Genomic DNA, 24,245 nt, shown 5'->3' on the forward strand with positions numbered 1-24,245 from the left:
AATCCGGCAGGCGGTGATCGTTGCCGCGGGGTTGGACGCGCGAGCGTATCGCCTCGACTGGCCTGCGGACACCGCGGTGTTCGAAATCGACCAGTCGAAGGTCTTGGAATTCAAACAGGTGGTGCTCACCGAGCATCACGCCCAACCCACGTGCGACCGGCGACCGGTGACGGTCGATCTGCGAGAAGACTGGCCCGCCGCCCTTCGCTCGGCAGGTTTCGACCCCGAGAAACCGGCAGCGTGGTCGGCGGAAGGGCTGTTGCGCTATCTTCCCGGCACTGCGCAAGACTTGCTGTTCGCCCGGATCGATGAACTGTCCGCACCCGGCAGCCAGCTCGGTCTGGAGGTCTTCATGGCAAGCGGCGATTTCAACAGTATTGCGGACTACGAGAAACAGATGACCGGCCAAAGTCCCTTCGGTGGCGTCGACCCGGCCGAGCTCTGCTATGACGATGAGCGCGCCGATCCCGCGTCGTGGTTGGCGGACAAAGGCTGGGTGGTCCACCCGTTCTCGCTCGAGGCACTCACCCTGACCTACGGACGTACCATTCCGGAGATACCCGACGAACTCGGCGGGATGATGAAGCAACCGAGGCATCTGATAGCGACGCGTTGATCCGAGGTCGATCGATCGTCCTGGGCGATGAGCCCGGTGCATACCATCATCCGGTAGGCCGTCGGTTCGTGCCGCGCAACGGATTCGCCACGGGGAAGGTGATCGCTGGCAGCGTCACCGACATGCGCACCGTGGTACCCGGCCCTTCGTGGGCGATATCGAGTTCCTCGGTCAGCGCGCGCATCATTTCGATACCACGACCGCGGTAGCCGGGGTCGGAGGCGCGTGGCTTCCACTTCCCGCCGTCGGTGACCGTGATCACCACGGCGTCGCTTTCGCATGTGGCCGATAGCCCGACCCGACCGGCGGCGCCGCGGTATGCGTGCTCGATGCTGTTGCTGCAGGCTTCGTTGGCGGCGGCGACCAGATCGGCCGCCAGGTCGTGCGGTACCGCTGCCGCGGACAACCAACGCCGCAGGGCGCGCCGAAGGACTGCGAGTTCTTCGGCGCGAGCGGGCGCCTCCAGCCGCAACGCTGCAGGCGGCTGGCGGTAGACCACCATGGCCACATCGTCATCGTATCCAGTCGCCGGTCGCAGTCGGGACAGCACGGCGTCGGCCACTTCGCGAGGTAGGCGCCCCGAAGTATCGGCGAGTACCGTGGCGATCTTGGCGAATCCATCGTCGATGTCCACCCCGCGTTGTTCGACCAAACCGTCGGTGAACAGCACCAGTGTGGCGCCGGGGGCCAACGCGGTGGTGGCCTCGGGGCGGCGCGGCGGGTCGAAGGTCGCCAATGGAACCGATCGACCCCCCTCGAGCAGCCGCCCTGTGCTGTCGACGTCGGCCAGGATCGGCGGCATGTGCCCGGCACTGCTGTAGCGAACGAGTCTGCGCGCTGGGTCGAGGATTGCGGCACAGGCAGTGGTGCACATGGCGCCAGGGATTCGTGAGGCCACGGTGTCGAGTTCGGCCAGCAACTGCGCCGGTCCCGCGCCGCGCAGGAGCAACGCGCGAGCGGCGGTCCGCAATTGCCCCATCACCACCGCCGCAGAAAGGCCCCGACCGACGCAATCGCCGACCACGACTCCGATGGTGCCATCGCGTAGCGGTGCTACGTCATACCAGTCGCCACCGATCTCCAGCGGCGGCAGAGCGGGTTCGTAGTGCACGGAGAAGCGCGGTGGCAGCTCGATCGGGCCGAGCATTGCTCGCTGGAGGGTCAGCGAGGTGGCGCGTGCCTGGTCGAAGTTGCGCGCCCGCTGAACTGCGAGGCTGAGATGACCGATCAACAAGGAGAACAGGGTCCAGTCCGCGGCGCCGATCACCCGTGGGGCCGCGAAGCGCAACCACATCGCCGCGTCTCCGGTCTCACCGAGCGGCGCGACGATGCCTGCTGCGCTGTCGGAGTCGGCGGGGACGGCCAGCAGACTGCGGGCCGGCCGTCGCCGACCCTGGTCCAGCAGAGCGCGTGACCGGTCGTCGACGCCGGCGCCATGGGGTGTGGCCTCGCCATCGCCCGATCTGGCGCCCGAGCCGGAGACCTGTGTGCCGGATACGTGTACCTCGGGTGCGGCATTGCGGTGGGGCCATACCGCGACCACAGCGGTCTCCGCGCCCACGGTCCGGCGCAGCTCATCGAGCCCGACCTCGAGCACCTCGACGACGCTGGTCGCCGCGCCGAGGGCGGTGGCCAGTCGGGAGGCCGCCTGGTCGCGAGCCTGGGCGTCGTGCTCGGCGGTGACATCGCGGATGGTGCCGACGAACATTTGTTCATTGCCCTCCGGCTTGATCAGCGCACTCGTACTCACCGCAAGCCATACAGTGCGCCCGTCGCGATGCCGGACCGGGATGACGAAGTGCTGGGCCTCGGTGCCGAGGTCCGGGTATCGCGGACCTGCTGGGCTCGACCACGGATGCGGGAGTGTATAGGGCAGGCCTTCGGCGCCGTAACCCGTGAGCCCGCCGAAGGCAGTGTTGACCTCGACGATGGTTCCGTGCGCGTCGGCGACGAAGAATCCGTCTTGCAGCGATTCGACGAGAGCGGTACGAAATGCATCTCGTCCAGCGAGGTCGTCGGCGCGCGAACGCTGCTGCTCGTAGCGTCGGGTGCCGTCGAGGTAACCGCGGGTAGCGATGTCCAGCGGTACGAGTGTCTGCAACAGGAATTCCAAGGCGGTTTCCGGCAGCCGGCTGTCGGATTCACCACGGGTGGATTCGCCGTGCTGTCGCTGTTGCACATCGTGGAGCACGCGGAAGTGGTTCTCGGTGAGATCGAGCAGACTGATACCTTCTACCAGCGCGCGTCTGCCGAGTTCGTAGGCCTCGGTGAGATCGGCCTGAGTGGGCCAGTTCAGATGCCGCCGAAGCGCGTTCGCGTACGCGGTCAGAAATTCTGCCAGGACCGCGCTCATGGCGCGGCCTCGGTGACGCCACGATGTCTGGCGGCCAGCACGAGCGCATCGTCGGAGGTCCTCGCGCGCAGCGCCAGAATCCCTGTGGTGATACCGGAGGCAGAGTCGGCCAGGTCGACTTCGCCGGTCGAACGGGCGACGATCCCGTCGGTGGCCATCAGCAGCAGATCGCCGGGTCGGACCGGAATGGACTGTGGTCGTAGAGTCGCCGGCAGCCGGTCGCCGACCACCCCCGCTCCCAGCAACATGGTCGCGCGCACAGCCGCGCCGACAGGACCCGCGCCGAGCACCTGGGACTCGACGTTACCGACACCGAGCCAGCACACGGTGTCGACCCGATCGAACCGGGCGAGCGAGATCGCCGCCCCGCGCGTATGAGCCAGGGCACGATGGCAAAGCACCATCAGCGCATCCAGCGGTTGGGTGCGGTGCTGCGTGAGCACCCGGGTCGCCTGCTCGGCTGCATGGGCGGCGGCTGTGCCATGGCCGAGGCCGTCCACAACGGCGAAAAGAGCCGCGCCGCCACCGGTGTCGAGGACGATCCCGCGGTCACCGGAGACCGGTTGCCCCGGCTGCGCACGGCCGGCAATCGCCCACTCGATTCGGCCGACGAACCCGTGTTCATGCACCGCCGGGTACCCATTTCCACATCTCCACCAGCGTGCCTTGCCCTGGCGACGAATCGACGGTGAGCCGGTCCATCAACCGTCGAGCGCCGGGGAGGCCGAGCCCGAGACCGCGCCCGGTGGAGTAGCCGTCCTCGAGCGCACGGGGGATATCGTGGATTCCCGGCCCCTGATCCTCGGCCTGGACGATCAGTGCCTGGCGACCTTCACGGTCGTCGATCGACAAACGAATTTCGCCGCTTCCGGCATAACTGGTGATGTTGCGTGCGATTTCGGAGATCGCCGTGGCGATCATCGTCCGATCGGTCAGAGTGAATCCGAGCTTGGCTGCCAGTTCGCGTCCGGCTTGACGTGCGGTCACGATGTCACCGGACACCCTGACCGCGATCACCACGTTCTCAGCGGCCACTGTCACGACCGTCTCGCAGGCGACGTGCCGGGGGTATTTCTGCCCAACCAGGCCAGTCCCTCTTCTAGATCGAGTGCCGTATGCATGTCCTCGAAGGTGAGTCCGAGTTGCACCATAGCGAACGCGACTTCGGGTTGCAGTCCGACGATCACAGTTTCGGCGCCCCGCAACTGCGTCATGTGCGCGATGGTACGTAACGATCTCGCCGCGAACGAATCCATTACATCGACGGCAGTGACATCGACGATGATGCCGTGCGCTCGATGTCGACTGACCTGTTCCATCAGATCGTCTTGCAAGCGTTCGGCATCGGCGTCGGTCAGCGCGGACTGTACCGACGCGATGAGATACGTTCCCTGCTTGAGAATCGGAACCGGCATGTGCTCGCCTGGTCAGCGGCCGTCGTGTCGGGTGACCCGTTCGATGACCCGGGTCACTTCATAGCCCAGGAGGCGTTCGGCCTCTTCGAGGCCGCCTTGAAGGTCGCCGACTGCATTCATTTTCGACAGATCCAAACCGATCGTGACCAGAGCCAATGCGATCTCCGAGGATAGGCCGGTGATGATCACATTGGCGCCCATCAGGCCGGACGCATCGACGGTCTGCACCAGATGGTTGGCTGCCGTGGAGTCGATCGCGGGCACACCGGTGATGTCGATGACGACGACCTTCGCGCGGTTGGCGCGGATGGCGAGCAGCAGCTGTTCGGTCAGCTGGCGGGCACGCTGACTGTCCAGCACCCCGATGATGGGCAGGATCAATAGCTGATCCCGTACCTGCAGCACTGGTGTGGACAGTTCGCGAATGGCTTCCTGCTGCTGGCGGATAACCCGCTCGCGCTCTTGAACGAAAGATACGCCCACGGTGTTCAAGATGCGGTTGGCGGCGGGCTCATATGCATTGAGCACCGCATTGAGCAGCTCGAAATCGGCATGATACTTCTCGAACAGCGACCGAGCCAGGACGTCACGCAGCAACTGGACGATGCCGAGTACCTCGTCGGTCTCGACGCCACGGGGAATGATGCGCTCGGACAGATCGCGAGCGTAGGCCTGCAGCGCCTCGACACTCCCGGTTTCCAGGACTTCGACGTAGTTGTCGTATACCGATGTGGCCTCGGAGAAGATCTCCTCGGGAGTCATCGCGGTCAGCAGTCGAGCATCGGTAATACGTCGTGCCCATTCCTCGCGTAGTGCGGTGCGATTCTGGCGCAGGTGCTCGACCAGCTCCGGGAGCAGCTTGTCGACCGATCCTGCAGTCAAGGAATCCGCCGAGAGGCTCATGGATACCTCGGACATGGAACTCCTGCCCCCTTCGAGGATCGTGTCGGGTTGTTCATGTGGTCGGCGGCAAGCCGATTTCGAGCCTAGTCATACCCCGGGTGAATCGCCGACTAAACCTGCCGGAGGTTCGGAGGGCGCACTATTGCTCACGACACCGTAGCGAATCCGCGTTCGAGTGCAGCGAGTGCCTCGTCCAGATACGTCGTGAGGTCTGCGTCGGCACGCGCCAGCCACGCATCGAAAGCGGCTCGAGCCGCCGCGAGGGTCGTACGCCCGATGGCGAGGGGGATGAGCCCGTCCTCCGGTGCGCCCAGTCGCTCGGCGGCGAATGCGCTCACTGCACGTTCCCAGGCGTCGTAGTGGGCGCCGGCGGTCGCGGCCAGCGCCGGAACGGTGGTCACCAGGTGCATCCGTGTGCGCAGCTCCGGGACGTCTTCGGCGCGATATCGATTGGCGTTCACCACGACTCGTCGCACAGCCGTCATCGTCGGAACGTCGTGCGCCACCGTGGCGAAGGAGGAGCGCAATGCCGAGACCTCGTCGTCGAACTGGTACCACAGCACCTCTGCCTTGGTCGGAAAGTAGCGAAAGAAGGTGCGTCCGCTGATGCCGGCGACGGCGGCGATCTGCTCGACCGTCGTCTCGTCGAACCCCTGTTCGGTGAACAGTCGCATCGCGATCAGTTCCAGGTCGCGCTTGGTGGTTCCGCGTGGACGGCCGCGCCCGCTCCGACTCTCCTGCATCGTCCGATTCTGCTCGACCACCATGACCCTTGATTATGACAGTGACTGACGATAATCTCACGGCATGTTGGCGGATCTCACCTGGCCCGAAGCTGGCCACCGGGCCGCCGCGGGGGCGATCCTCGCCATCGCGGTGGGTGCGACCGAGCAGCACGGTCCCCATTTGCCGTTGTCCACCGACACCGATATCGCTGTCGCTCTGTGCGCCCGACTGGCCGCGGCACGATCCGATGTTCTTGTCGGACCGCCGATTGCCTATGGGGCCAGCGGTGAGCACGCCGGCTTTCCTGGCACGCTGTCGATCGGGCAGGCGGCGTTGGAGCTGTTGGTGGTCGAGTTGTGTCGGTCGGCCACCGACACTGTCGATCGGATTCTGCTGGTGAACTGGCACGGCGGCAATGTCGAACCGCTGTGCCGCGCCCGCGACGTGCTGCGCTCGGAATCACGCGATGTGCGCGTCTACCTACCCCGCTTCGACGGTGACCCCCACGCTGGGCGTTCGGAGACAGGGCTTCAGTTGGCGCTCACACCCGAGCGCGTGCGTGGCGAGCTGGCGGCAATCGGGAATACCCGACCGTTGGTCGAGTTGCTCCCGCAGTTGCGTACTGCAGGAGTACGCGCGGTGAGTGCCAATGGTGTGCTGGGCGACCCCAGTGAGGCAACGGCCGCCGAAGGGGCGGCGTTACTGGAGGACTTGGGCGCTACCCTGCTGGACCGAACCCGGCGCTGGTGGCCCGAGCCCCTTCCGGAAAGGACCGGAGAATGAATCCATGGTTCGAGACCGTCGCCGAAGCGCAGCGGCGGGCGAAGAAGCGGCTGCCGAAATCGGTGTACGGTGCGTTGGTCGCAGGTTCCGAGCGTGGCCAGACCATCGAAGACAATCAGCGAGCGTTCACCGAACTGGGCTTCGCACCGCACGTCGCCGGACCGATCGGGGACCGGGACCAGTCGACGACCGTGCTCGGGCAACATCTGGCGATGCCAGTCCTGATTTCGCCCACGGGCGTCCAGGCGGTACACCCAGACGGTGAGGTGGCCGTCGCTCGTGCGGCAGCCGCGCGCGGCATCGCCATGGGATTGAGTTCGTTTGCCAGCAAGCCGATCGAGCAGGTGGTCGCGGCCAACCCTGCGACGTTCTTCCAGCTCTACTGGTGTGGCAGCAAGGACGAGATCCTGCAGCGAATGCGCCGGGCGAAGGCTGCTGGTGCGGTAGGCCTGATCCTGACGTTGGACTGGTCGTTCTCCCATGGGCGGGATTGGGGGAGCCCGGTTATCCCCGAGAAGCTCGATCCACGGACCATGCTGGCGTTCGCGCCGCAGGTCGTGGCCCGGCCGCGGTGGCTGGCGACCTATCTACGGTCCGGCCATCTTCCGGATCTGACCGCGCCGAACATGGCCGTGGGCAGCGGACCTGCGCCGGGATTCTTCGGTGCCTATGGCGAGTGGATGGGTACGCCCCCACCGGATTGGTCGGATGTGTATTGGATTTGCCAGCAGTGGGACGGTCCGGTGATGCTCAAAGGCGTCGTCCGGGTCGATGACGCCCTACGGGCGGTCGATGCCGGCGTGGCCGCGATTTCGGTGTCCAATCACGGCGGGAACAATCTGGACGGCACTCCGGCAGCGGTCCGTGCACTGCCGCCGATCGCCGATGCAGTGGGCACCCAGATCGAAGTAGTGCTCGACGGGGGAATCCGGCGTGGCAGCGACGTGGTCAAAGCGATGGCGCTGGGTGCGCGGGCGGTGATGATCGGACGAGCCTACCTGTGGGGTCTGGCGGCGAACGGGCAGGCCGGTGTCGAAAACGTGCTGGACATCCTCCGCGGTGGCATCGATTCGGCATTGCTGGGACTACGCAGGACCCGCGTCATCGACGTGGACCGGTCGGATGTGGTGGTGCATCCCGAGTTCGAACGGGCGCTCGGGATGCCCGCGGCGGCTGCGCCTGCCGATCATCCAGACCGGACGGTGTCCACGCCGGGCTGAGGTCAGCGCCCGGACGCGGAATGTTCAGGCCCCGGCCGTGGAATGTTCAGGCCCCGGCCGTGGAATGTTCAGGGTCCCGCCGTCGAATTCCGATGGTGGGCCAGCAGTGTGTCGTAGATGTCGGCCAGGGCGGCGAGCTGCCCACGATCGAGAATATCGGTCATGTGTCGGCGCACGCTCTGGACGTGCGCGGGCGCAGCCCCGGTCAGCACATCGGCCCCACGTGGCGTGAGCCGTGCTGCGGTGCGGCGGGCATCGTGGGGGATGGCCTCTCGGGTAACCAGGCCGCGCTTCTCCATCCGGGTGATCTGATGCGACAGTCGGCTCTGCGACCACTCGAGCTTGTCCGCCAACGAGGCGAACGGGAGTCGCTGGTCCGGGTCCTCCGCCAGATAGGCGAGGACCGAGTATTCGACGTAGGTGAGGTTGGATTCCTTGGTGGAATCCCGCCCGACTGCCGCGGCAATGAGGTCGCGGGTGCGCACGAAACCCAACCAGGTGCGCATCTCGACGTCATCGAGCCGATGGGGATCGGTCACGATAGCGCTCCAAACTCTGACGGATCACAAGGATCGTTCCGCGTCGCACGGGCCGCTGCGCAACCAGTCTGCGCGCGGCCCAGGCGATCGGATGCTCGCGTGCTTTCTCTGAGATGAGAGGTAGCATCACCGGGTTGAACGTGCAAGCCTTCGTGTAGTGCACCCGGGATAGGGTTGCCTAACCATCTGGGGGTGTCGACCGGTGGCTAGGCTCGCTGTGCCGATGACCAGCCCGGCCGTTCGCCGTGTTCGGGCCCAGCCAAAGGAGTGCGACTGGTGACCGCGCCGGACTTCCGTTATTCAGATCTGCTGCCGATCGGCGCGGACTACACCCCCTACCGGTTGCTCACCACCGAGGGCGTCACGAGTTTCGAGCACAACGGGCGCACTTTCCTGCAGGTCGAACCCGAAGCGCTGCGGCTGCTCACCGAAACGGCGATGCACGACATCAGTCACTATTTGCGCCCGGCGCACCTGGGTCAGCTGCGAAAGATCATCGACGATCCGGAATCCAGCGGCAACGACCGCTTCGTAGCGCTGGATCTGCTCAAGAACGTCAATATCTCCGCCGGCGGTGTACTGCCGATGTGCCAGGACACCGGCACCGCGATCGTCATGGGGAAGAAGTCCGAAGGCGTGCTCACCGGCGTCGACGACGCGCAATGGATCGGCCGAGGAGTGTTCGACGCCTATACCAGGCTGAATCTGCGCTACTCACAGTTGGCGCCGATCACCATGTGGGACGAGAAGAACACCGGCTCGAATCTGCCGGCACAGATCGAGCTCTACTCCACCCCAGGAGATTCAGCGCACCCGTCGTACAAATTCTTGTTCATGGCCAAGGGGGGTGGTTCGGCGAACAAGTCGTTTCTGTATCAAGAGACGAAGGCCATTCTGAATCCCACGCGGATGCTTGAATTCCTGGACGAGAAGATCCGTTCCTTGGGCACCGCGGCCTGCCCGCCGTATCATCTCGCGGTGGTCATTGGTGGAACCAGTGCCGAGTTCGCGCTGAAAACGGCGAAATACGCCTCCGCGCATTACTTGGACTCCTTGCCCACGACGGGGTCGATGTCGGCACACGGGTTCCGCGACCTGGAGCTGGAGGAAGAAGTATTCAAGCTGACTCAGTCCTTCGGTATCGGTGCACAATTCGGTGGCAAATATTTCTGTCACGACGTCCGCGTCGTGCGCCTTCCGCGCCACGGTGCCAGCTGTCCGGTGGCCATCGCAGTGTCGTGCTCGGCGGATCGGCAGGCATTGGCCAAGATCACCGCCGAAGGCGTATTCCTCGAGCAGCTCGAACGCGAGCCTGCGCAGTACCTGCCGGAACAGACCGATGACATCCTCGGTGGCGACGTCGTGCGTATCGACTTGAATCGGCCGATGGACGAGATTCGTGCCGAATTGTCGAAATACCCGGTGAAGACCCGCCTTTCGTTGACCGGTCCGCTGGTGGTCGCCCGCGACATTGCGCATGCCAAGATCGAAGAGCGCCTCGACGCGGGGGAGTCGATGCCCGACTATCTGCGAGACATGGCCGTGTACTATGCCGGACCGGCCAAGACACCGGAAGGGTATGCCTCCGGCTCCTTCGGACCGACTACCGCGGGCAGGATGGACTCCTACGTAGGTCGATTCCAGGCCGCGGGCGGGTCGTTCGTGATGCTGGCCAAGGGCAATCGGTCGGCACAGGTGACCAAAGCCTGTAAAGAACACGGCGGCTTCTACCTCGGCTCCATCGGAGGTCCTGCCGCACGGCTGGCGCTCGACTGCATCAAGTCGGTCGAGGTGTTGGAGTACCCCGAGCTGGGCATGGAGGCCGTGTGGAAGATCGAGGTGGAGGATTTTCCCGCGTTCATCGTGGTGGACGACAAGGGCAACGACTTTTTCGCCGAGACGCAGAAGCCGATTGCGCTACGGGTGCGCACCCGCTCCAAGGAACGAGTCTGAACCCTCGTGCCGCCCGCATCATGGTGCGGGCGGCGAGCGAGCGATATCGACGGGTCAGTTGCGGTGTGTCCACGGCAGCGCCGGATCCGGGTATTTGCACATGAACAGGTGCGGACACCGGCAGAGCGAGAGCACCAGATAGGCCCTGGCGGGTATCGGTGCAGTGCCGCAGACCGTCGTGTCGGGTTGCGTGTGCTGGACGGTTCGACACCGCGGCGGCTTCGCGTAGCGTCCGATATGGCGGCTCTGCACATGTTGGGGACCGAAATGTGGAAAGCGGCACCTTCCGTACACAGCGTTGGCCGTTCGCGCTGTATCGTCCGCTAGTGCCAGGGTGTGGGTTCGTACAACGCTTCGGTCGCTGCATTCAGAGTGCTTGGTGAGCACGGGGTTCGGCGTACCGCCCCGATGACCTGTGCCGGAGTCGCTGGCAGTCCTGGTATCTCGCCCTGGGGACACAGTGTGAAAACCCCATCGGTACAGCACCTCGGAACCGGCGCACACCCGACCCTGGAACACTCTGGCTGGCGGTTGATTCGGGCATTTCGGTCGTAATCGTAGTGGATGACCGAATGTGTTCCACAGCACTGGAATGCAATGTGGACAATATGTCTTCCATGTGAATCAAATCCCTGCGCGCTGGGGATAATTGAGTACATATCGGACATATCAGGTTGCTCGCCTGTGAAGTAGTAATGGTTTCTGGGGATTTCGGCGTCTGTTGTCCACAGGAAGGTGGAGACCGCAGTGGTCTGTGGTTCCGCCAGGTGAGGAATGAGTGAATTCGCCAGTCTTGTCGTCACAGTGACGCCTACAAGTATCCACCGCGGGGAGTGGAGCGACGGTCCATAGTGTGCGAATGGGCACATATCCGACATCGAGCCGCTGGCGATACCATCACTTCGTGCGGACACGGGTGAGGGTACTTGGAGCGGTAGTGTCGGCCTTGGTGGCAGCCGGAGTGTTCGCTGGGGAGGGCGAGGCCCGAGTCGGCGCAGTGAGTGACCACCAGGGGACTATGCGTTCCGCAGCCGATACCAGTGGACTCGAGCCGGGATTGGCACGCGCGTTCACGATGGCCGAGAGTGCGGCGCAGGCGCAGGGGGTGGCGTTGCAGATCACGTCGGGATATCGGACGCCGGCTCAACAACAGGCATTGTGGGACGACGGTGTCGCAACCTACGGGGCCGATGTGCACCGCTGGGTGCTTCCCCCGGAGAAGTCGGCGCATGTGGCTGGGGGAGCGATCGATGTCGGTCCGCTACAGGGCGCGCAGTGGCTGGAGGCGAATGGCAGTCGCTGGGGGCTGTGCCGGATATTCGCCAACGAGTATTGGCACTTCGAGTTGCGTACTGCGCCCGGTGCATTGTGTCCGCCGCTTCTACCCGACGCCAGTTCGCTGTGATCGGCACATCTGGCGCATAGGGTTCGCGGACCGGGTTTGCCCAGTAGCGCCGCCTGCGCGGCGGTCGCTCGTGCGCCGCGGTGCATCGAGCCCACTCACTCGATCGACAACGAGCGCAGTTGGTCGAGATAGGTTTCCGTGCGCGGGTCACCGGGGTAGTGCGCAACGAACTCGCGTGCGACTTCGCCAGCCGTCCACAGCAACGAGGGCAGTGAGCGGCGCCGACCCGCGAGCGCTCGCATGCCCTCGGCCACTGCCAGTTCCAGATCGTCCCCGCGAACGGCCACCGCAGCCAGGGTGAGGCGTGCCTCGGAGACGCGCATGGGGTTGCGCACGGTGCCGTCGGGGCGGGTTGCGTTCTTGATCACTTCGTGTGCGTACGCTTCGGCGAGCCGATCGTCGCCGGCCACCCGGCAGCAGTCCATTGCGTAGAAGTCGAGTTTGTGCGCGTCCACGACGAAGTGATTGTCCAAATTTGCAGGATGGTCCATGCGCTCCAAGATCGCTCGACCGTCCGCCAGCGCCGCCTCCACCTCGCGTCGATCTCCCAGTCGTGCCCAGGCTTTGGCCCGTTGCGCCGCGAGTTGCACATCGACACGCAAATTTCGGCTCACCTTCAGTGTCGGTTGCACCGTCTCGATGACGCCTCGATAGTTCGCCTGGGTGAGCGCGAACCACGCCGCCATTTCTGTTGCCCACGCCGTGATCTCAACGGCCTCTGCCTCCTGTCCCAACGCATGGGCTGCTCGGCGAGTGGCTTCGGCTGCTGTCCGTCGTCCGAGGTCGTAGTCGACACACCCGACCAACAATGCGACCCATCCGGCGAGTACCAGGATTTCGCGGTGTTGTCCCAGAGTCAGTCGTCCATCCAGCAACGACGTGATCCTGCGCAGCCATGCCGTCCCCTCCGAGTGCAGGTCGTGTGGGTCGGCATAGGAGTATTCGCAGCACAGGCGCTCGGCGGTAATTCGGATCGCGTCCAAGGTCACAGCAGATACATCGGATATCCGCAGCCGGCCGATGAACTCGAGTGTGTCCATGCCTGTGGCCGAGAGTAGTTCATCGTCGCGATTCGGTCTGACCTTGGGGAAGAATGCCGAGGTCACTGCGTTGAAGGTGGCGGCGATGATCGGAGCGTAGAAATCGTCGGGGCGTGATTCGCCCGATTCCCAACGGCGCCAGTTACGTAGCAGGGTGCTGTCGGTCGGCAAGTTGTGCGATGACTTCCCCCGCATCGCGCGAACAGCATCCGCCTGCGACCACCCCCTCGCATCGCGTTCAGAGCGCATCCGGATTGCCCAAACGGGTCGATCGTCGGTAGCGGTCACACCCGCAGTATCGCACCAGTTAACGTCTGGTGTCCTCAATAGGGCACGGAGATGTCCCTGGATTGACAGCTATTCGCGCCCCGCGAAGTCGAGCAGGCTCGGTATCGGTGCACAAAGTTCGCCTGGCATTTCGCCAGGGAGGCGACCGAAAAACACAACTGCTCTTGCATGTAGCGCAACAGCCCCGTAGAACGGGTTAATCCACTGAAGAGAACGGCGATCCCAATCCAACGGAGGTTCGGGTGGAAGCGTTGATCTATGGATACTTGCGTGATGACCTGGCCGACGGCCAGTGCAAGGAGCTCGAGGCGGCCATGAGCAGCCTCGCTCGCGACGAAGGGCTCTGCTTCGCAGCAACATTTCATGAATCGACCGGTGGTGACGGTGCCGCTTTTGCGGAGCTCACGGCCGAACTGAAGCGAGCCGACGCACACCATGTAGTGGTTCCGTCGCTCGAACACCTTGCTGGTCAGACGATTCCGCGTGACGTGCTACTGGCGAAACTGGTCGATGAGGCGGCAGCCCAGGTGTGGACCGTGAACAGCTGACCAGGGTGTGGCGTGATCGTTCGCGTCGCAACCAAGCACATCGAGGTTCAGCGGTTCAGCGGTTCATCGGTTCAGCGCCCGAAGCTACCCGGCCCTCGCCTGCGGAGATACTTCTCGAACTCCGCGGCGATGGCGTCGCCGTCGATTTTGGCCATGGCCTCGTTCAGGTCGACAGCAGCGTCGCCACGCTCCTCCAACGAGCGTACGTACTCGCTGATCTCATCGTCGCTCACGGTCATTTCGTTGACCGCGGTCTCCCAATCTTCTGCCTGCTTGGGCAATTCGTGCAGTGGCACTTCGATGTCGAGCGCGTCCTCCACCCGATGCAGCAACGCGATGGTTGCCTTCGGGTTCGGCGGCTGGGAAACATAATGCGGTACGGCGGCCCAGAACGACACAGCAGGCACCCCAGCCTGCACGCACTGGTCCTGCAAGACGCCGGTGATCCCGGTGGGTCCCTCGTACCGAGTCTGCTCCAGGTTGAACCGCTCGGCAGCCTCCGTGCTGCACGCCGAGCCGGTCACCGGCACCGGTCTGGTGTGTGGTGTATCGGCGAGCAGCGCGCCGAGTATGACCACGGTCCGTACCCCGAGTTGGTCGATGAACGCGAGCAGATCGCCACAGAAGCTTCGCCAACGCATATTCGGTTCGATACCACGCAGCAGCACGACGTCCCGGTCGCTTCCCGGGGGGGAACAGACCGACAGTGTCGTCGACGGCCACAGGACTTCCCTGGTCACTCCATCCACTTGACGCACACTCGGCCGGTTGACTTGATAGTCGTAGTAGTCCTCCGAGTCGAGTTCGGCCAAGGGTTCGGCGTCCCAGATCAGTTCCAGGTGCTCGACGGCACCACTGGCTGCGTCACCGGCGTCGTTCCAGCCCTCGAAGGCAGCAACCAGCACCGGATCCCGCAACGTGGGCAGGTCCGAAGCGGAGGTTTCACTGGCGTTCACTCGGTCAGCCTACGGCGTTCGGCGCCGTGGCGTGTCTCAGGACGGTTCGAGGGTCTGCGGCATGTTCGGCGCGGTCGTGTCGGTGTGGTGTGCTGTGGTGTGGCGCACCACCCAGCCTCCACGGGCGCAACGGTCCGGCCGTCGGCCTACTACGCTGGGAGACATGTCTGCGTCCATTCCCGCCGAGTTCGACACCACGCTACTCGAGACGTTGCGCCGCCGCGTCGTCGTCGGCGACGGCGCGATGGGGACGATGCTGCAAGCCGCCGATCTCACCCTGGACGACTTCCATGGGCTCGAGGGTTGTAACGAAATCCTCAACGAAACGCGGCCGGATGTTCTGCGTGAAATCCATCGCGCGTATTTCGAGGCGGGCGCCGACGCGGTCGAGACCAACACCTTCGGTTGCAACCTGCCCAATCTCGCCGATTACGGCATCGCCGATCGAATCCGTGACCTATCGACCCGCGGCGTTCGACTCGCGCGTGAGGTTGCCGACGACATGGGGCCGTCCTCGGACGGGACCCCACGGTATGTGTTGGGCTCGATGGGACCGGGCACGAAACTGCCGACGTTGGGGCATGCGACGTTCGTCTCCCTGCGGGACGCCTACACCGAAGCCGCGATCGGCATGCTGGACGGCGGCGCGGACGCCATCCTCATCGAGACCTGCCAAGATCTCCTGCAAGTGAAGGCAGCGGTGACCGGCAGCAAGCGCGCGATGGTGCAGGTCGGTCGCAAGATCCCGATCATTACCCATGTCACGGTGGAAACCACCGGCACCATGCTGGTGGGTAGCGAAATCGGTGCGGCGCTCACCGCGCTCGAGCCGCTCGGCATCGACGTGATCGGTCTGAACTGTGCGACCGGGCCCGACGAAATGAGCGAGCACCTGCGCCACCTGTCGAGGCATGCACGCGTACCGGTCTCGGTGATGCCGAATGCCGGACTTCCGGTGCTCGGCGCCGATGGAGCCGTGTATCCACTCACTCCAGAGGAACTTGCCCGCGCACTGAGTGGGTTCGTCACCGAGTTCGGTCTCGCCTTGGTCGGCGGGTGCTGTGGCACCACTCCCGAGCACATTCGTCAGGTCGGTGCCGCAGTACGAGCAGTCGATCCCGGCCTGGCGCCGATGGCCGAGCGTCGCAGCCCGTTGCACGAGCCGAGCGTGTCCAGTATGTATTCGGCGGTGCCGTTCGATCAGGACACCTCGATCCTGATGGTCGGCGAGCGGACGAACGCCAACGGCTCCAAGGCATTCCGAGAGGCGATGTTGGCCGAGGACTGGCAGAGATGCCTCGACATCGCCAAGGACCAGACTCGTGACGGCGCGCACATGCTCGATTTGTGCGTCGACTACGTGGGGCGCGATGGAACCAGAGACATGCAGGCGCTGGCCAGCAGGCTGGCCACCGCCTCGACATTGCCGATCATGCTCGACTCCACCGAGACCGAGGTGCTGCGAGCGGGCCTGGAACATCTCGGCGGCCGTTGCGCGGTGAACTCGGTGAACTACGAGGACGGCGATGGTCCGGATTCGCGTTTCCAGCAGACCATGCGGCTGGTCGCCGAGCACGGCGCAGCGGTGGTGGCGCTCACCATCGATGAGCAAGGGCAGGCCCGTACTGCGGAGAAGAAGGTGGAGATCGCGCAGCGGCTGATCGCCGACATCACCGGTACCTGGGGGTTGTCGGAAAGCGATATCATCATCGATACCCTGACCTTCACCCTCGGCACCGGCCAGGAGGAATCGCGCCGCGACGGTATCGAGACGATCGAGGCCATTCGCGAACTCACCCGTCTGCATCCACAGGTGCAGACCACATTGGGGCTGTCGAACATTTCCTTCGGGCTCAACCCCGCCGCGCGGCAGGTGCTCAACTCGGTCTTCATGCACGAATGCGTCGAGGCCGGCCTGGGTTCCGCGATCGTGCATGCTTCGAAGATTCTCCCGATGAGCCGGATTCCGGACGAGCAGCGCGTGGCCGCGCTGGATTTGGTATACGACCGTCGAACCCCGGACTACGACCCGTTGCAGAAGCTGATGGCGCTGTTCGAGGGAGTGTCCACATCCTCGTCCAAGGCGTCGCGAGCCGAGGAACTGGCGGCACTTCCGTTGTTCGAGCGACTGGAACAACGGATCGTCGATGGTGAGCGGGCAGGGCTGGAGGCCGACCTGGACGCAGCGATGACCGAAGTGCCGCCCCTGCGGATCATCAACGAGACGCTGCTGTCGGGGATGAAGACGGTCGGCCAGCTGTTCGGCTCCGGCCAGATGCAGTTGCCGTTCGTGCTGCAGTCGGCCGAGGTGATGAAGGGCGCGGTCGCCTATCTGGAGCCATACATGGAAGCGGTCGACGACAGCGGCAAGGGGCGTATCGTGCTGGCTACGGTCAAAGGCGACGTGCACGACATCGGTAAGAACCTCGTGGACATCATCTTGTCGAACAATGGCTACGAAGTGGTCAATCTCGGTATCAAGCAACCGATTTCCACCATCCTGGACACCGCAGTGGACAAGAAGGCCGACGTTATCGGCATGTCGGGTCTGCTGGTGAAGTCGACGGTGGTCATGAAGGAGAATCTCGAAGAACTCAACGCCAAGGGAGTGGCCGAGCAATTCCCCGTGCTGCTCGGTGGTGCGGCGTTGACTCGTTCGTATGTCGAGAACGACCTCACCGAGGTATATCGGGGCGACGTACGCTATGCCCGTGATGCGTTCGAGGGTCTGAGGCTGATGGACGACATCATGACGCGCAAGCGTGGCGGTGCGCCGGACCGGAACAGCCCGGAGGCAGTCGCCGAGCGAGCCAAGGCCGCCGAACGCAAGGCGCGCCGTGAACGTTCCCAGCGGATCGCCGCAGAGCGTCGCGCGGCCGAGCAACCCGTGGTGGTGCCCGAACGCTCCGACGTCGCGACGGATCTACCGGTGCCCGTGCCGCCGTTCTGGGGTACCCGCGTGGTGAAAGGGCTGGCCCTGCACGAGTATGCGGGTCTACTCGACGAGCGCGCGTTGTTTCTCGGGCAGTGGGGTCTGCGCGGCCAGCGTGGCGGTGACGGGCCCAGCTACGAGGACTTGGTGGAGACCGACGGCAGGCCGAGGTTGCGCGCTTGGCTCGACCGGCTCAGTACCGAAGGGGTATTGCAGCACGCAGCAGTGGTGTACGGCTACTTCCCTGCGGTGTCCGAAGGGGATGAGGTCGTCGTGCTCACCGAGCCGGAACCCGATGCACCGGAACGCTATCGGTTCGCCTTCCCACGCCAGCAGCGTAGCCGCTTCCTGTGTATCGCCGACTTCATCCGCTCGCGGACCTGCGCCAGGGAGGTCGGCCAGGTGGATGTGGTGCCGTTTCAACTGGTGACCATGGGGCAAGCGATCGCCGATTTCGCCAACTCGCTGTTCGCAGGTGACAACTACCGCGACTACCTCGAGGTGCACGGCGTCGGTGTCCAGCTCACCGAGGCGCTTGCGGAATACTGGCACCGTCGCATCCGCGAAGAGTTGATGCTCGAAGGCCACGCGGTAGCGGACTCGGATCCCAGCGATGTGTTGGAGTATTTCAAACTCGGCTACCGCGGCGCTCGATACTCCTTCGGCTATGGCGCCTGCCCGGATCTGGCCGACCGTGCGAAACTGGTGGATCTGCTCGGAGCCGATCGCATCGGCGTCGAGTTGTCCGAGGAACTGCAGCTGCATCCCGAGCAGTCCACCGATGCGTTCGTGTTGCTGCACCCGGAGGCGAAGTACTTCAACGCCTGAACTCATTGGTGGCTTGGAAGGTTACCTCTCGGCATGGGAAGGTGGATGTCGGCCGCGCGGGTACGTCGTTGTCGAAGGTGGTGTAGTGGCGCCACGAAGCGCAACGGCGGGTATGCTTTTCGGTCGATCTGTGCATGTGCGTGCAGTGCTGAACGGCTAGGCGTGTAGGAGAGGCACCCACCATGACGGCTGATCGATTGATCGCGGGACGATACCGACTGATGGATCCGATCGGCAGCGGCGCTATGGGGGTCGTGTGGCGGGCGACCGACGTACGATTGCGACGCACTGTGGCGGTCAAGCAGTTGCTCCTCGCTCCCGGACTGTCGAAGTCGGCGGCGCTCGAGGCGAAGCTGCGCGCCATGCGCGAAGGTCGGATAGCTGCGCGGCTACACCATCCGCATGCCATCACCGTCTTCGACGTGGCCGAGGAGGACGGTCAGCCGTGGTTGGTCATGGAGTACCTGGATGCGCCCAGCCTGGCTGCCGAGCTGTTGGGCAATCGGACTCTGCCTCCACGCACGGTTGCCAAGATCGGTGCGCAGGCGGCAAGTGCCTTGGCTGCCGCGCATGACGCGGGCATCGTGCATCGCGACGTGAAACCGGCCAATCTCCTGGTCGCCGCGGATGGCACCGTGAAGATCACCGATTTCGGCATATCCCGAGCGGTGGGCGACGTAACGGTGACGGCCACCGGCTTTCTGGCCGGGACGCCTGCCTATCTGGCGCCAGAGGTGGCGCGCGGCGAGAATCCGGAACCTGCCTCCGACGTCTTCGCCCTCGGTTCGACACTGTATGCCGCAGTCCAGGGCAGTCCACCGTTCGGTGAGGGTGACAATCCGTTGGCGTTGTTGCATGCGGTGGCCAGGGCAGAAGTCCAACCACCCGAGGCCGCGGGCGGGCTCGGGCCGGTGCTGATGCGCCTGCTGGACCCGGAGGCGCACAAGAGACCGACCATGCACGAGGCGCAACTGGAATTGGAAGCCGTTGCGCAGCAAGCGGATACGGATATGGTATCTGCCCACCCCGAGCCCGAGCCCGAGCCCGAGCCCGAGCCCGAGCCCGAGCCCGAGCCCGAGCCCGAGCCCGAGCCCGAGACGACAGTGGTATCGCCGGTTCGGACGGCCCCCACTTCGGCCGAGAATGCGAGCGACACGACCGCGCCGGAGACTGTGGCTGCCGCCAGTGCGGCTGCGGCAGAGTCGAAATCGCGCTCGGATCGACGGCCGCCTTCGCAGCTGCGTCGCGAGGGGGGGTCCGGGCGCAGCCGAGTGCTACCAGTGTCCATAGCGGTGGCCGCAGCGCTGCTGGTGGTCGGAGCTCTCGCATTGGTGATCTTCACCGATCGGGACAGTGACTCCGCGCAGATGTCCTCGCCCACTCCGCCGATCGTGGCAGTACAGAATGCGCCGTCGCCAGGTGAGTCGGTCGATGGCAATTCGGCGGTGAGCTCCGCGGCGCGATCTCCGCAGTCTTCGACGACCATCCCGTCCGACCCGCCGACGCCTGACCGAATCGCCGCATTCGTCCGTGAGTACTACGGACTGTTGCCCGGCGATACGGCCGAAGCCTGGACCCGACTTGCTCCTGGATACCAGGCGCAGACCGGCTACGACTCGTATATGAGTTTCTGGAGCACGATTCGCTCGGTTCACATCGGTGCGATCACGCACCCGAGCCCGACGCGGGTCGTGGTCGCGCTGACCTATACGCTCAACACCGGTGCCACGGCCTCGGAACACCGGTGGATCGACATCGCCGGCGACGGTCCCGGGTTGTCGATTGCGGCATCGGATACCTAGGCAGGTGTCCATTACGCACCCCCGTCGTGGACCGGTCGGGATAGGTACGAGCGTCTTAGGCACGATCGTCGGATACCGCATGGTGGAACGGGATTCGCGCAACGGCGCCCGGTGCTCCTGAGGCGATTCGCTGTCGCCACGACGGACAGGGCCTGCCTCGATCGCCCAGAGTTACTGTGCCGCAATGGGAATGCGCCCAGGCAGTCGATGTGATAGTGATCACCGGCAATCTCGTCGAATCTCGGGCGTGTCGCCAAGGGCTGCACCAAAATAACGCTATGGCAACGATGGGCGTACTCGACGAGATCGTCGACACCGTGCGGTATCCACTGGCGGACCCGAGCGGTCCCGAGGTGCGCGCAGCGGTGAGCCGGGCCCGTTCGGAGCTGACCGACAGCGGCTGCACCGTCCTGCGGGGTTTCGTTCGGCCCGAACTTGCCGAGACTCTGCGGGTCCAGGGTGAACAGATGGCTCCGCACGCGCACCACGAAGTCGAGCAGGTCAATGCCTACAACATTCCCCTGGACACCGCGCTGCCACAGAATCATCCAGGCCGGATCGTCCTCATGCGTGGCAACGCCTTCGTGCCACGCGACCGCATCCCGACCGATGCGCTGATCCACCAGCTCTACGTCGACGGCCTGTTCCAGGCATTCGTCGCTCAGTGCTTCGGCTTGGCCGAATTGCACGAGTTCGCCGATCCGCTCGCAGGGTTGTGTCTCAATGTCGTTGCGTCGGGTTCGTCGCACCCGTGGCATTTCGATACCAACGAGTTCACGGTGTCGATGCTGACTCAGCCTGCAGAGGTAGGCGGAATCTTCGAATACTGCCCCAATATCCGAACGCCCGAGGACGAGCATTTCGACGACGTCCGTGCGGTGCTGACCGGTTCCGGCAGACGCTTCGTTCGGCGGCTCGAGTTGCGTCCGGGCGACCTGCAATTGTTTCGTGGTCGCTTCTCCTTGCACCGTGTTTCGCCGGTCGGCGGCGCGCGTCAGCGCCATACGGCCATCTTCGCCTACACGGATCGTCCTGGCATTATCGGCACCGTGGAGCGCACTCGGCAGTTGTTCGGGCGAGTGCTCGAAGACCACGTTGTTGCCGCGGCCGACGCCGTCCGGGGTGATCGACTACTCGACTGAGCCGAATGGCTCGACTGACCATGCTCGACCCGAGAGGACCGACAGTGCCAGTGCCGTTGAACACCACCGGGAAAGCGTCTTTCGACGATATCTACGACCGACCGGATCCGCGCGCTTACTACGAACGTATGTTCGATTTGGACTACTGCATTCCAGAACTTGCGAAGCCGATCTTCCAACAGCAGATTAGGGAATATCGCGCCTCTGCACGGATTGCAACGCCAACTGTGCTGGACATCGGCTGTTCCTACGGGGTGAACGCAGCGCTGCTGCGCCTCGACACGACAATCCGCGACCTGGCCGAGCACTATGCCGCAGCGCCCGACTCCGACCGGGTCGAGCTCATTCAGCGGGACCGAGCGAGGCTCGCGTCCCTGCCCAGCGGGTCGACAGATGTCCGTTTCCTCGGGATGGACGCCGCGAGGCCTGCGCTCGACTACGCCTACGAGGCCGGATTTCTGCACGATGTGGTGCACGTCGACTTGGAGGCCAGCGAGCCGTCCGACGAGCAGCGCGCCCTGTTGGCCAGCGCCGACCTCATCGTCTCCACCGGCTGTATCGGCTACGTCACCGAGAAGACCGTGACTCGCGCTGCCACGGCACACCCGCGCAAGCGGCCATGGATGGCACACTTCGTGTTGCGCATGTTCGATTTTTCTCCGATTGCGGCGGAACTCACTGCGCTCGGGTATCACACCGAGCAGGCGCCCGGGTTGTACGAACAACGTAGATTTGCTTCCGAGGCCGAACAGGCGCACGTGCTCAACACCTTGTCCGACATCGGAGTCGACGCCACCGGTCGCGAAGACCGGGGGTGGCTGTACGCCAACTTGTATGTTTCCAGGCCCGTGCCCTACCCGCATGCCGAGCCGTACCACCACACCGACACCGACACCGAGGATACGCATTGACCGACCGCACCTTCGCCGCCGACGACCGCCTGCCCAGAGTGCCTTTACCCACGTTGGAGGACAGCTGTGCCCGGTTTTTGGAGTGGTGCGATCCGCTGTTGACCGCCGATGAGCGTGCGGCTACGCGCACCGCCGTCGATGATATGGTGCGCCCCGGCGGACCAGGCCAGATTCTGCACGAAGCGCTCGCCGAATACGACGCGACGCCTGGCGTGGGCAGCTGGTTGGACCTGTTCTGGCCGTCACGATACCTGGGCAGGCGGGATCGGATTGCGCTGAATGCGAACTTCGTGTTCCTGTTCGGTGACGACACTCGGTTGGCGGCTTCTACCGCAGCGACTCAGGTGGATCGAGCTGCTGGTCTCATCGGAGCCGCGGTCGACTACAAGCTGGCTCTCGACGAGGAAGCCGTCCAGCCAGTGGTGCAGCGCGGACAGCGGCTGTCGATGTGGCAGAACAAATACCTGTTCTCCGAGACCAGGATTCCCGGGACGGACCAGGACACGGTGCGGGTCCCCTACAGCGCCGACTGGCCGGGCCACTCCGAGGCTCGGCATATCGTGGTGTTCTTCCGTGGCGGTATGTTTCGGATGGACGTGATCGGTCCGGATGGGGCGCCGTACGCGCCCGAGGACCTCGCAGACGGGCTGCGCGCGGTACAGAAGGCCGGTGCGCGCCCGGCTCGTGCCGACACCACCGTCGGGCATCTCACGACCAAGGCCCGCGCCGAGTGGGCGGCCAGCCGGCGCAGCCTCATGGCGGAGCCGACGAACGCCGAGGCACTGGAGACCATCGAAACGGCGTTGTTCGTGGTCTGCCTCGAGGATTTCGCGCCCACCGACGAATTGCACGCTTGTGATCAGCTGTTGCATGGTGACAGCGCGAACCGCTGGTTCGACAAATCGGTGTCGTTCATCGTTTTCGCCGACGGCCAAGCCGGGATCAACATCGAACACTGCGGGTTGGACGGCACCACTGTGCTGTCCTTCATCGATGCTCTGTTGGAGAAGTCGATACTCGACCATGCTGCCGGTTCCGAGGCCCAAGCCCAGGGATTGCCCGCCGTCGAGCCGATCGAGTTCATTCTCGACGCAACGCATCGTGGCGATATCGCTGCGGCTGGCGCAGCCTTCGCCCGGTACGCCGCGGAGAACGCCACCCAGACGGTGTCTTTCCCGGACTTCGGTACCACCCGCGCGAAGCAGCTGGGCATATCGCCGGACGCGTTCGCGCAGCTGAGCTACCAGCTGGCGCATCGGCGCAGCAAGGGACACATCGGCGCGACGTACGAATCCATCGCGACCCGGCAATACCGCAACGGACGCACCGAGGCCATGCGAGTGGTGACGCCCGAGATGGTCGCCTTCGTCGATGTCATGCAGGATCCGGATGCCGACGTTCCGACCAAGCGCGCCGCGGCTCGGTCGGCGGCGGCCGCGCACGTACGTCGGGCCAAACAGTGCCAGGCCGGCGAGGCTCCCGAGCAGCACTTGTGGGAGCTGCAGTGGATTCAGCGTCGACGGGGCACGGAACTGGGGACGACCGACGCGATAGCGCTCTATGACAGCCCTGGCTGGACCGTCATGCGCGACGACTATCTGAGCACCAGTTCGGCGCCTTCGGTGAATATCCGGTACTTCGGCTTCGGTTCGACCAGTCCCCGGTGCATCGGGGTCGCCTACGTTTTGCTACCGGACCGATGGAACCTCTATCTGGCCACGCCGACGGCGGTCGCCGACCAGATGTACGCTTTCGCCGACCAGCTGCGTACCGTGGTAGCGGAGCTGGCGGCGCTACTCGCCGAAAGCTAGGTCGCTGCTGGCCGAAGGCTGGATCGCTATGGCCACCCGGCCCGGACCACCGGCTCGGGTGGCCTTGCGATCTC

General features: G+C 64.5%; 20 protein-coding genes. 11 read left to right on the top strand and 9 right to left on the bottom strand.

Annotation, left to right across the window (positions count from 1 at the left end; all coding sequences use genetic code 11):
• A partial coding sequence (locus K940_RS0111905; protein WP_028477739.1) for an SAM-dependent methyltransferase occupies positions 1 to 616 on the top strand: 616 nt, incomplete at its 5' end.
• Positions 617 to 662: 46 nt separating this feature from the next.
• On the opposite strand, the gene K940_RS0111910 is transcribed toward K940_RS0111905, so the two are convergent.
• From K940_RS0111910 to mftR, 6 genes are all read right to left on the bottom strand, one after another.
• Complete coding sequence (locus K940_RS0111910; protein WP_028477740.1) at positions 663 to 2,969, bottom strand: SpoIIE family protein phosphatase; 2,307 nt, start codon at positions 2,967 to 2,969, stop codon at positions 663 to 665.
• Positions 2,966 to 3,598 carry a SpoIIE family protein phosphatase gene (locus K940_RS0111915; protein ID WP_036528367.1) on the bottom strand — a complete coding sequence of 211 codons (633 nt, stop codon included), beginning with the start codon at positions 3,596 to 3,598 and terminating at the stop codon, positions 2,966 to 2,968. The genes K940_RS0111910 and K940_RS0111915 overlap by 4 nt, the downstream gene beginning before the upstream one ends.
• Positions 3,591 to 4,004, bottom strand: a complete 414-nt coding sequence (locus K940_RS0111920) for an ATP-binding protein (protein WP_028477742.1) — start codon at positions 4,002 to 4,004, stop codon at positions 3,591 to 3,593. The genes K940_RS0111915 and K940_RS0111920 overlap by 8 nt, the downstream gene beginning before the upstream one ends.
• 2 nt (positions 4,005 to 4,006) lie before the next feature.
• Positions 4,007 to 4,384, bottom strand: a complete 378-nt coding sequence (locus K940_RS27945; RefSeq protein WP_051407113.1) for an STAS domain-containing protein — start codon at positions 4,382 to 4,384, stop codon at positions 4,007 to 4,009.
• A 12-nt stretch (positions 4,385 to 4,396) separates the two neighbouring features.
• On the bottom strand, positions 4,397 to 5,302 hold the full coding sequence (locus K940_RS0111930; protein WP_028477743.1) for an STAS domain-containing protein: 906 nt from the start codon (positions 5,300 to 5,302) through the stop codon (positions 4,397 to 4,399).
• Positions 5,303 to 5,433: 131 nt separating this feature from the next.
• Positions 5,434 to 6,030 (bottom strand): mycofactocin system transcriptional regulator, encoded by a 597-nt coding sequence (gene mftR, locus K940_RS0111935; RefSeq protein WP_028477744.1) that lies wholly within the window; start codon positions 6,028 to 6,030, stop codon positions 5,434 to 5,436.
• A 64-nt stretch (positions 6,031 to 6,094) separates the two neighbouring features.
• Here mftR and mftE point away from each other — a divergent pair, with 64 nt between their 5' ends.
• Both mftE and mftD read left to right on the top strand, forming a co-directional pair.
• Positions 6,095 to 6,796, top strand: coding sequence for a mycofactocin biosynthesis peptidyl-dipeptidase MftE (gene mftE, locus K940_RS0111940; protein WP_028477745.1), 702 nt, complete (start codon positions 6,095 to 6,097; stop codon positions 6,794 to 6,796).
• Positions 6,793 to 8,016 (top strand): pre-mycofactocin synthase MftD, encoded by a 1,224-nt coding sequence (gene mftD / locus K940_RS27950; protein WP_051407114.1) that lies wholly within the window; start codon positions 6,793 to 6,795, stop codon positions 8,014 to 8,016. The genes mftE and mftD overlap by 4 nt, the downstream gene beginning before the upstream one ends.
• 68 nt (positions 8,017 to 8,084) lie before the next feature.
• Here the strand turns inward: mftD and K940_RS0111950 are convergent, their stop codons facing one another.
• Positions 8,085 to 8,555 carry a MarR family winged helix-turn-helix transcriptional regulator gene (locus K940_RS0111950; protein WP_028477746.1) on the bottom strand — a complete coding sequence of 157 codons (471 nt, stop codon included), beginning with the start codon at positions 8,553 to 8,555 and terminating at the stop codon, positions 8,085 to 8,087.
• 276 nt (positions 8,556 to 8,831) lie between these two features.
• Here K940_RS0111950 and K940_RS0111955 point away from each other — a divergent pair, with 276 nt between their 5' ends.
• Together K940_RS0111955 and K940_RS27955 are read left to right on the top strand one after the other, a co-directional pair.
• Positions 8,832 to 10,508, top strand: a complete 1,677-nt coding sequence (locus K940_RS0111955; RefSeq protein ID WP_028477747.1) for a fumarate hydratase — start codon at positions 8,832 to 8,834, stop codon at positions 10,506 to 10,508.
• A 1,018-nt stretch (positions 10,509 to 11,526) separates the two neighbouring features.
• On the top strand, positions 11,527 to 11,913 hold the full coding sequence (locus K940_RS27955; protein ID WP_036528372.1) for a M15 family metallopeptidase: 387 nt from the start codon (positions 11,527 to 11,529) through the stop codon (positions 11,911 to 11,913).
• A 95-nt stretch (positions 11,914 to 12,008) separates the two neighbouring features.
• Here K940_RS27955 and K940_RS0111970 read toward each other — a convergent pair whose 3' ends face one another.
• A complete protein-coding gene (locus tag K940_RS0111970; RefSeq protein ID WP_028477750.1) occupies positions 12,009 to 13,148 on the bottom strand; it encodes a hypothetical protein in 1,140 nt (379 codons plus the stop codon).
• Positions 13,149 to 13,483: 335 nt separating this feature from the next.
• On the opposite strand from K940_RS0111970, the gene K940_RS0111975 reads away from it, so the two are divergent.
• Entirely contained in the window at positions 13,484 to 13,789 is a 306-nt protein-coding gene (locus K940_RS0111975; protein ID WP_028477751.1) for a hypothetical protein, read from the top strand.
• Between the two features lie 71 nt (positions 13,790 to 13,860).
• Here K940_RS0111975 and K940_RS0111980 read toward each other — a convergent pair whose 3' ends face one another.
• Positions 13,861 to 14,745, bottom strand: coding sequence for a PAC2 family protein (locus tag K940_RS0111980; protein WP_036528374.1), 885 nt, complete (start codon positions 14,743 to 14,745; stop codon positions 13,861 to 13,863).
• A gap of 163 nt (positions 14,746 to 14,908) precedes the next feature.
• On the opposite strand from K940_RS0111980, the gene metH reads away from it, so the two are divergent.
• From metH to K940_RS0112005, 5 genes are all read left to right on the top strand, one after another.
• The gene (metH, locus tag K940_RS0111985) at positions 14,909 to 18,505 is read left to right on the top strand and encodes a methionine synthase (protein WP_028477753.1); all 3,597 of its coding nucleotides are present in this window, start codon (positions 14,909 to 14,911) and stop codon (positions 18,503 to 18,505) included.
• A gap of 182 nt (positions 18,506 to 18,687) precedes the next feature.
• Entirely contained in the window at positions 18,688 to 20,307 is a 1,620-nt protein-coding gene (locus K940_RS0111990; protein WP_028477754.1) for a serine/threonine-protein kinase, read from the top strand.
• A 278-nt stretch (positions 20,308 to 20,585) separates the two neighbouring features.
• A complete protein-coding gene (locus K940_RS0111995) occupies positions 20,586 to 21,449 on the top strand; it encodes a hypothetical protein (protein ID WP_028477755.1) in 864 nt (287 codons plus the stop codon).
• A 5-nt stretch (positions 21,450 to 21,454) separates the two neighbouring features.
• A complete protein-coding gene (locus K940_RS27960) occupies positions 21,455 to 22,360 on the top strand; it encodes a class I SAM-dependent methyltransferase (RefSeq protein WP_231390345.1) in 906 nt (301 codons plus the stop codon).
• Positions 22,357 to 24,171, top strand: coding sequence for a choline/carnitine O-acyltransferase (locus K940_RS0112005; protein ID WP_028477756.1), 1,815 nt, complete (start codon positions 22,357 to 22,359; stop codon positions 24,169 to 24,171). The genes K940_RS27960 and K940_RS0112005 overlap by 4 nt, the downstream gene beginning before the upstream one ends.
• The last annotated feature ends 74 nt before the right edge of the window (positions 24,172 to 24,245 follow it).

The organism is Nocardia sp. CNY236, assembly GCF_000482385.1.
GTDB lineage: Bacteria > Actinomycetota > Actinomycetes > Mycobacteriales > Mycobacteriaceae > Nocardia.

Bases quoted from the DNA above. Each gene is read 5' to 3' on its own strand.
- mftE (WP_028477745.1), top strand. From the start codon at position 6,095: ATGTTGGCGGATCTCACCTGGCCCGAAGCTGGCCACCGGGCCGCCGCG.
- K940_RS27960 (WP_231390345.1), top strand. From the start codon at position 21,455: ATGGCTCGACTGACCATGCTCGACCCGAGAGGACCGACAGTGCCAGTG.
- metH (WP_028477753.1), top strand. From the start codon at position 14,909: ATGTCTGCGTCCATTCCCGCCGAGTTCGACACCACGCTACTCGAGACG.
- K940_RS0111995 (WP_028477755.1), top strand. From the start codon at position 20,586: ATGGCAACGATGGGCGTACTCGACGAGATCGTCGACACCGTGCGGTAT.
- K940_RS0111910 (WP_028477740.1), bottom strand. From the start codon at position 2,969: ATGAGCGCGGTCCTGGCAGAATTTCTGACCGCGTACGCGAACGCGCTT.
- K940_RS0111930 (WP_028477743.1), bottom strand. From the start codon at position 5,302: ATGTCCGAGGTATCCATGAGCCTCTCGGCGGATTCCTTGACTGCAGGA.
- K940_RS27955 (WP_036528372.1), top strand. From the start codon at position 11,527: ATGCGTTCCGCAGCCGATACCAGTGGACTCGAGCCGGGATTGGCACGC.
- K940_RS0111970 (WP_028477750.1), bottom strand. From the start codon at position 13,148: ATGCGGGGGAAGTCATCGCACAACTTGCCGACCGACAGCACCCTGCTA.
- mftD (WP_051407114.1), top strand. From the start codon at position 6,793: ATGAATCCATGGTTCGAGACCGTCGCCGAAGCGCAGCGGCGGGCGAAG.
- K940_RS0111990 (WP_028477754.1), top strand. From the start codon at position 18,688: ATGACGGCTGATCGATTGATCGCGGGACGATACCGACTGATGGATCCG.
- K940_RS27945 (WP_051407113.1), bottom strand. From the start codon at position 4,384: ATGCCGGTTCCGATTCTCAAGCAGGGAACGTATCTCATCGCGTCGGTA.
- mftR (WP_028477744.1), bottom strand. From the start codon at position 6,030: ATGCAGGAGAGTCGGAGCGGGCGCGGCCGTCCACGCGGAACCACCAAG.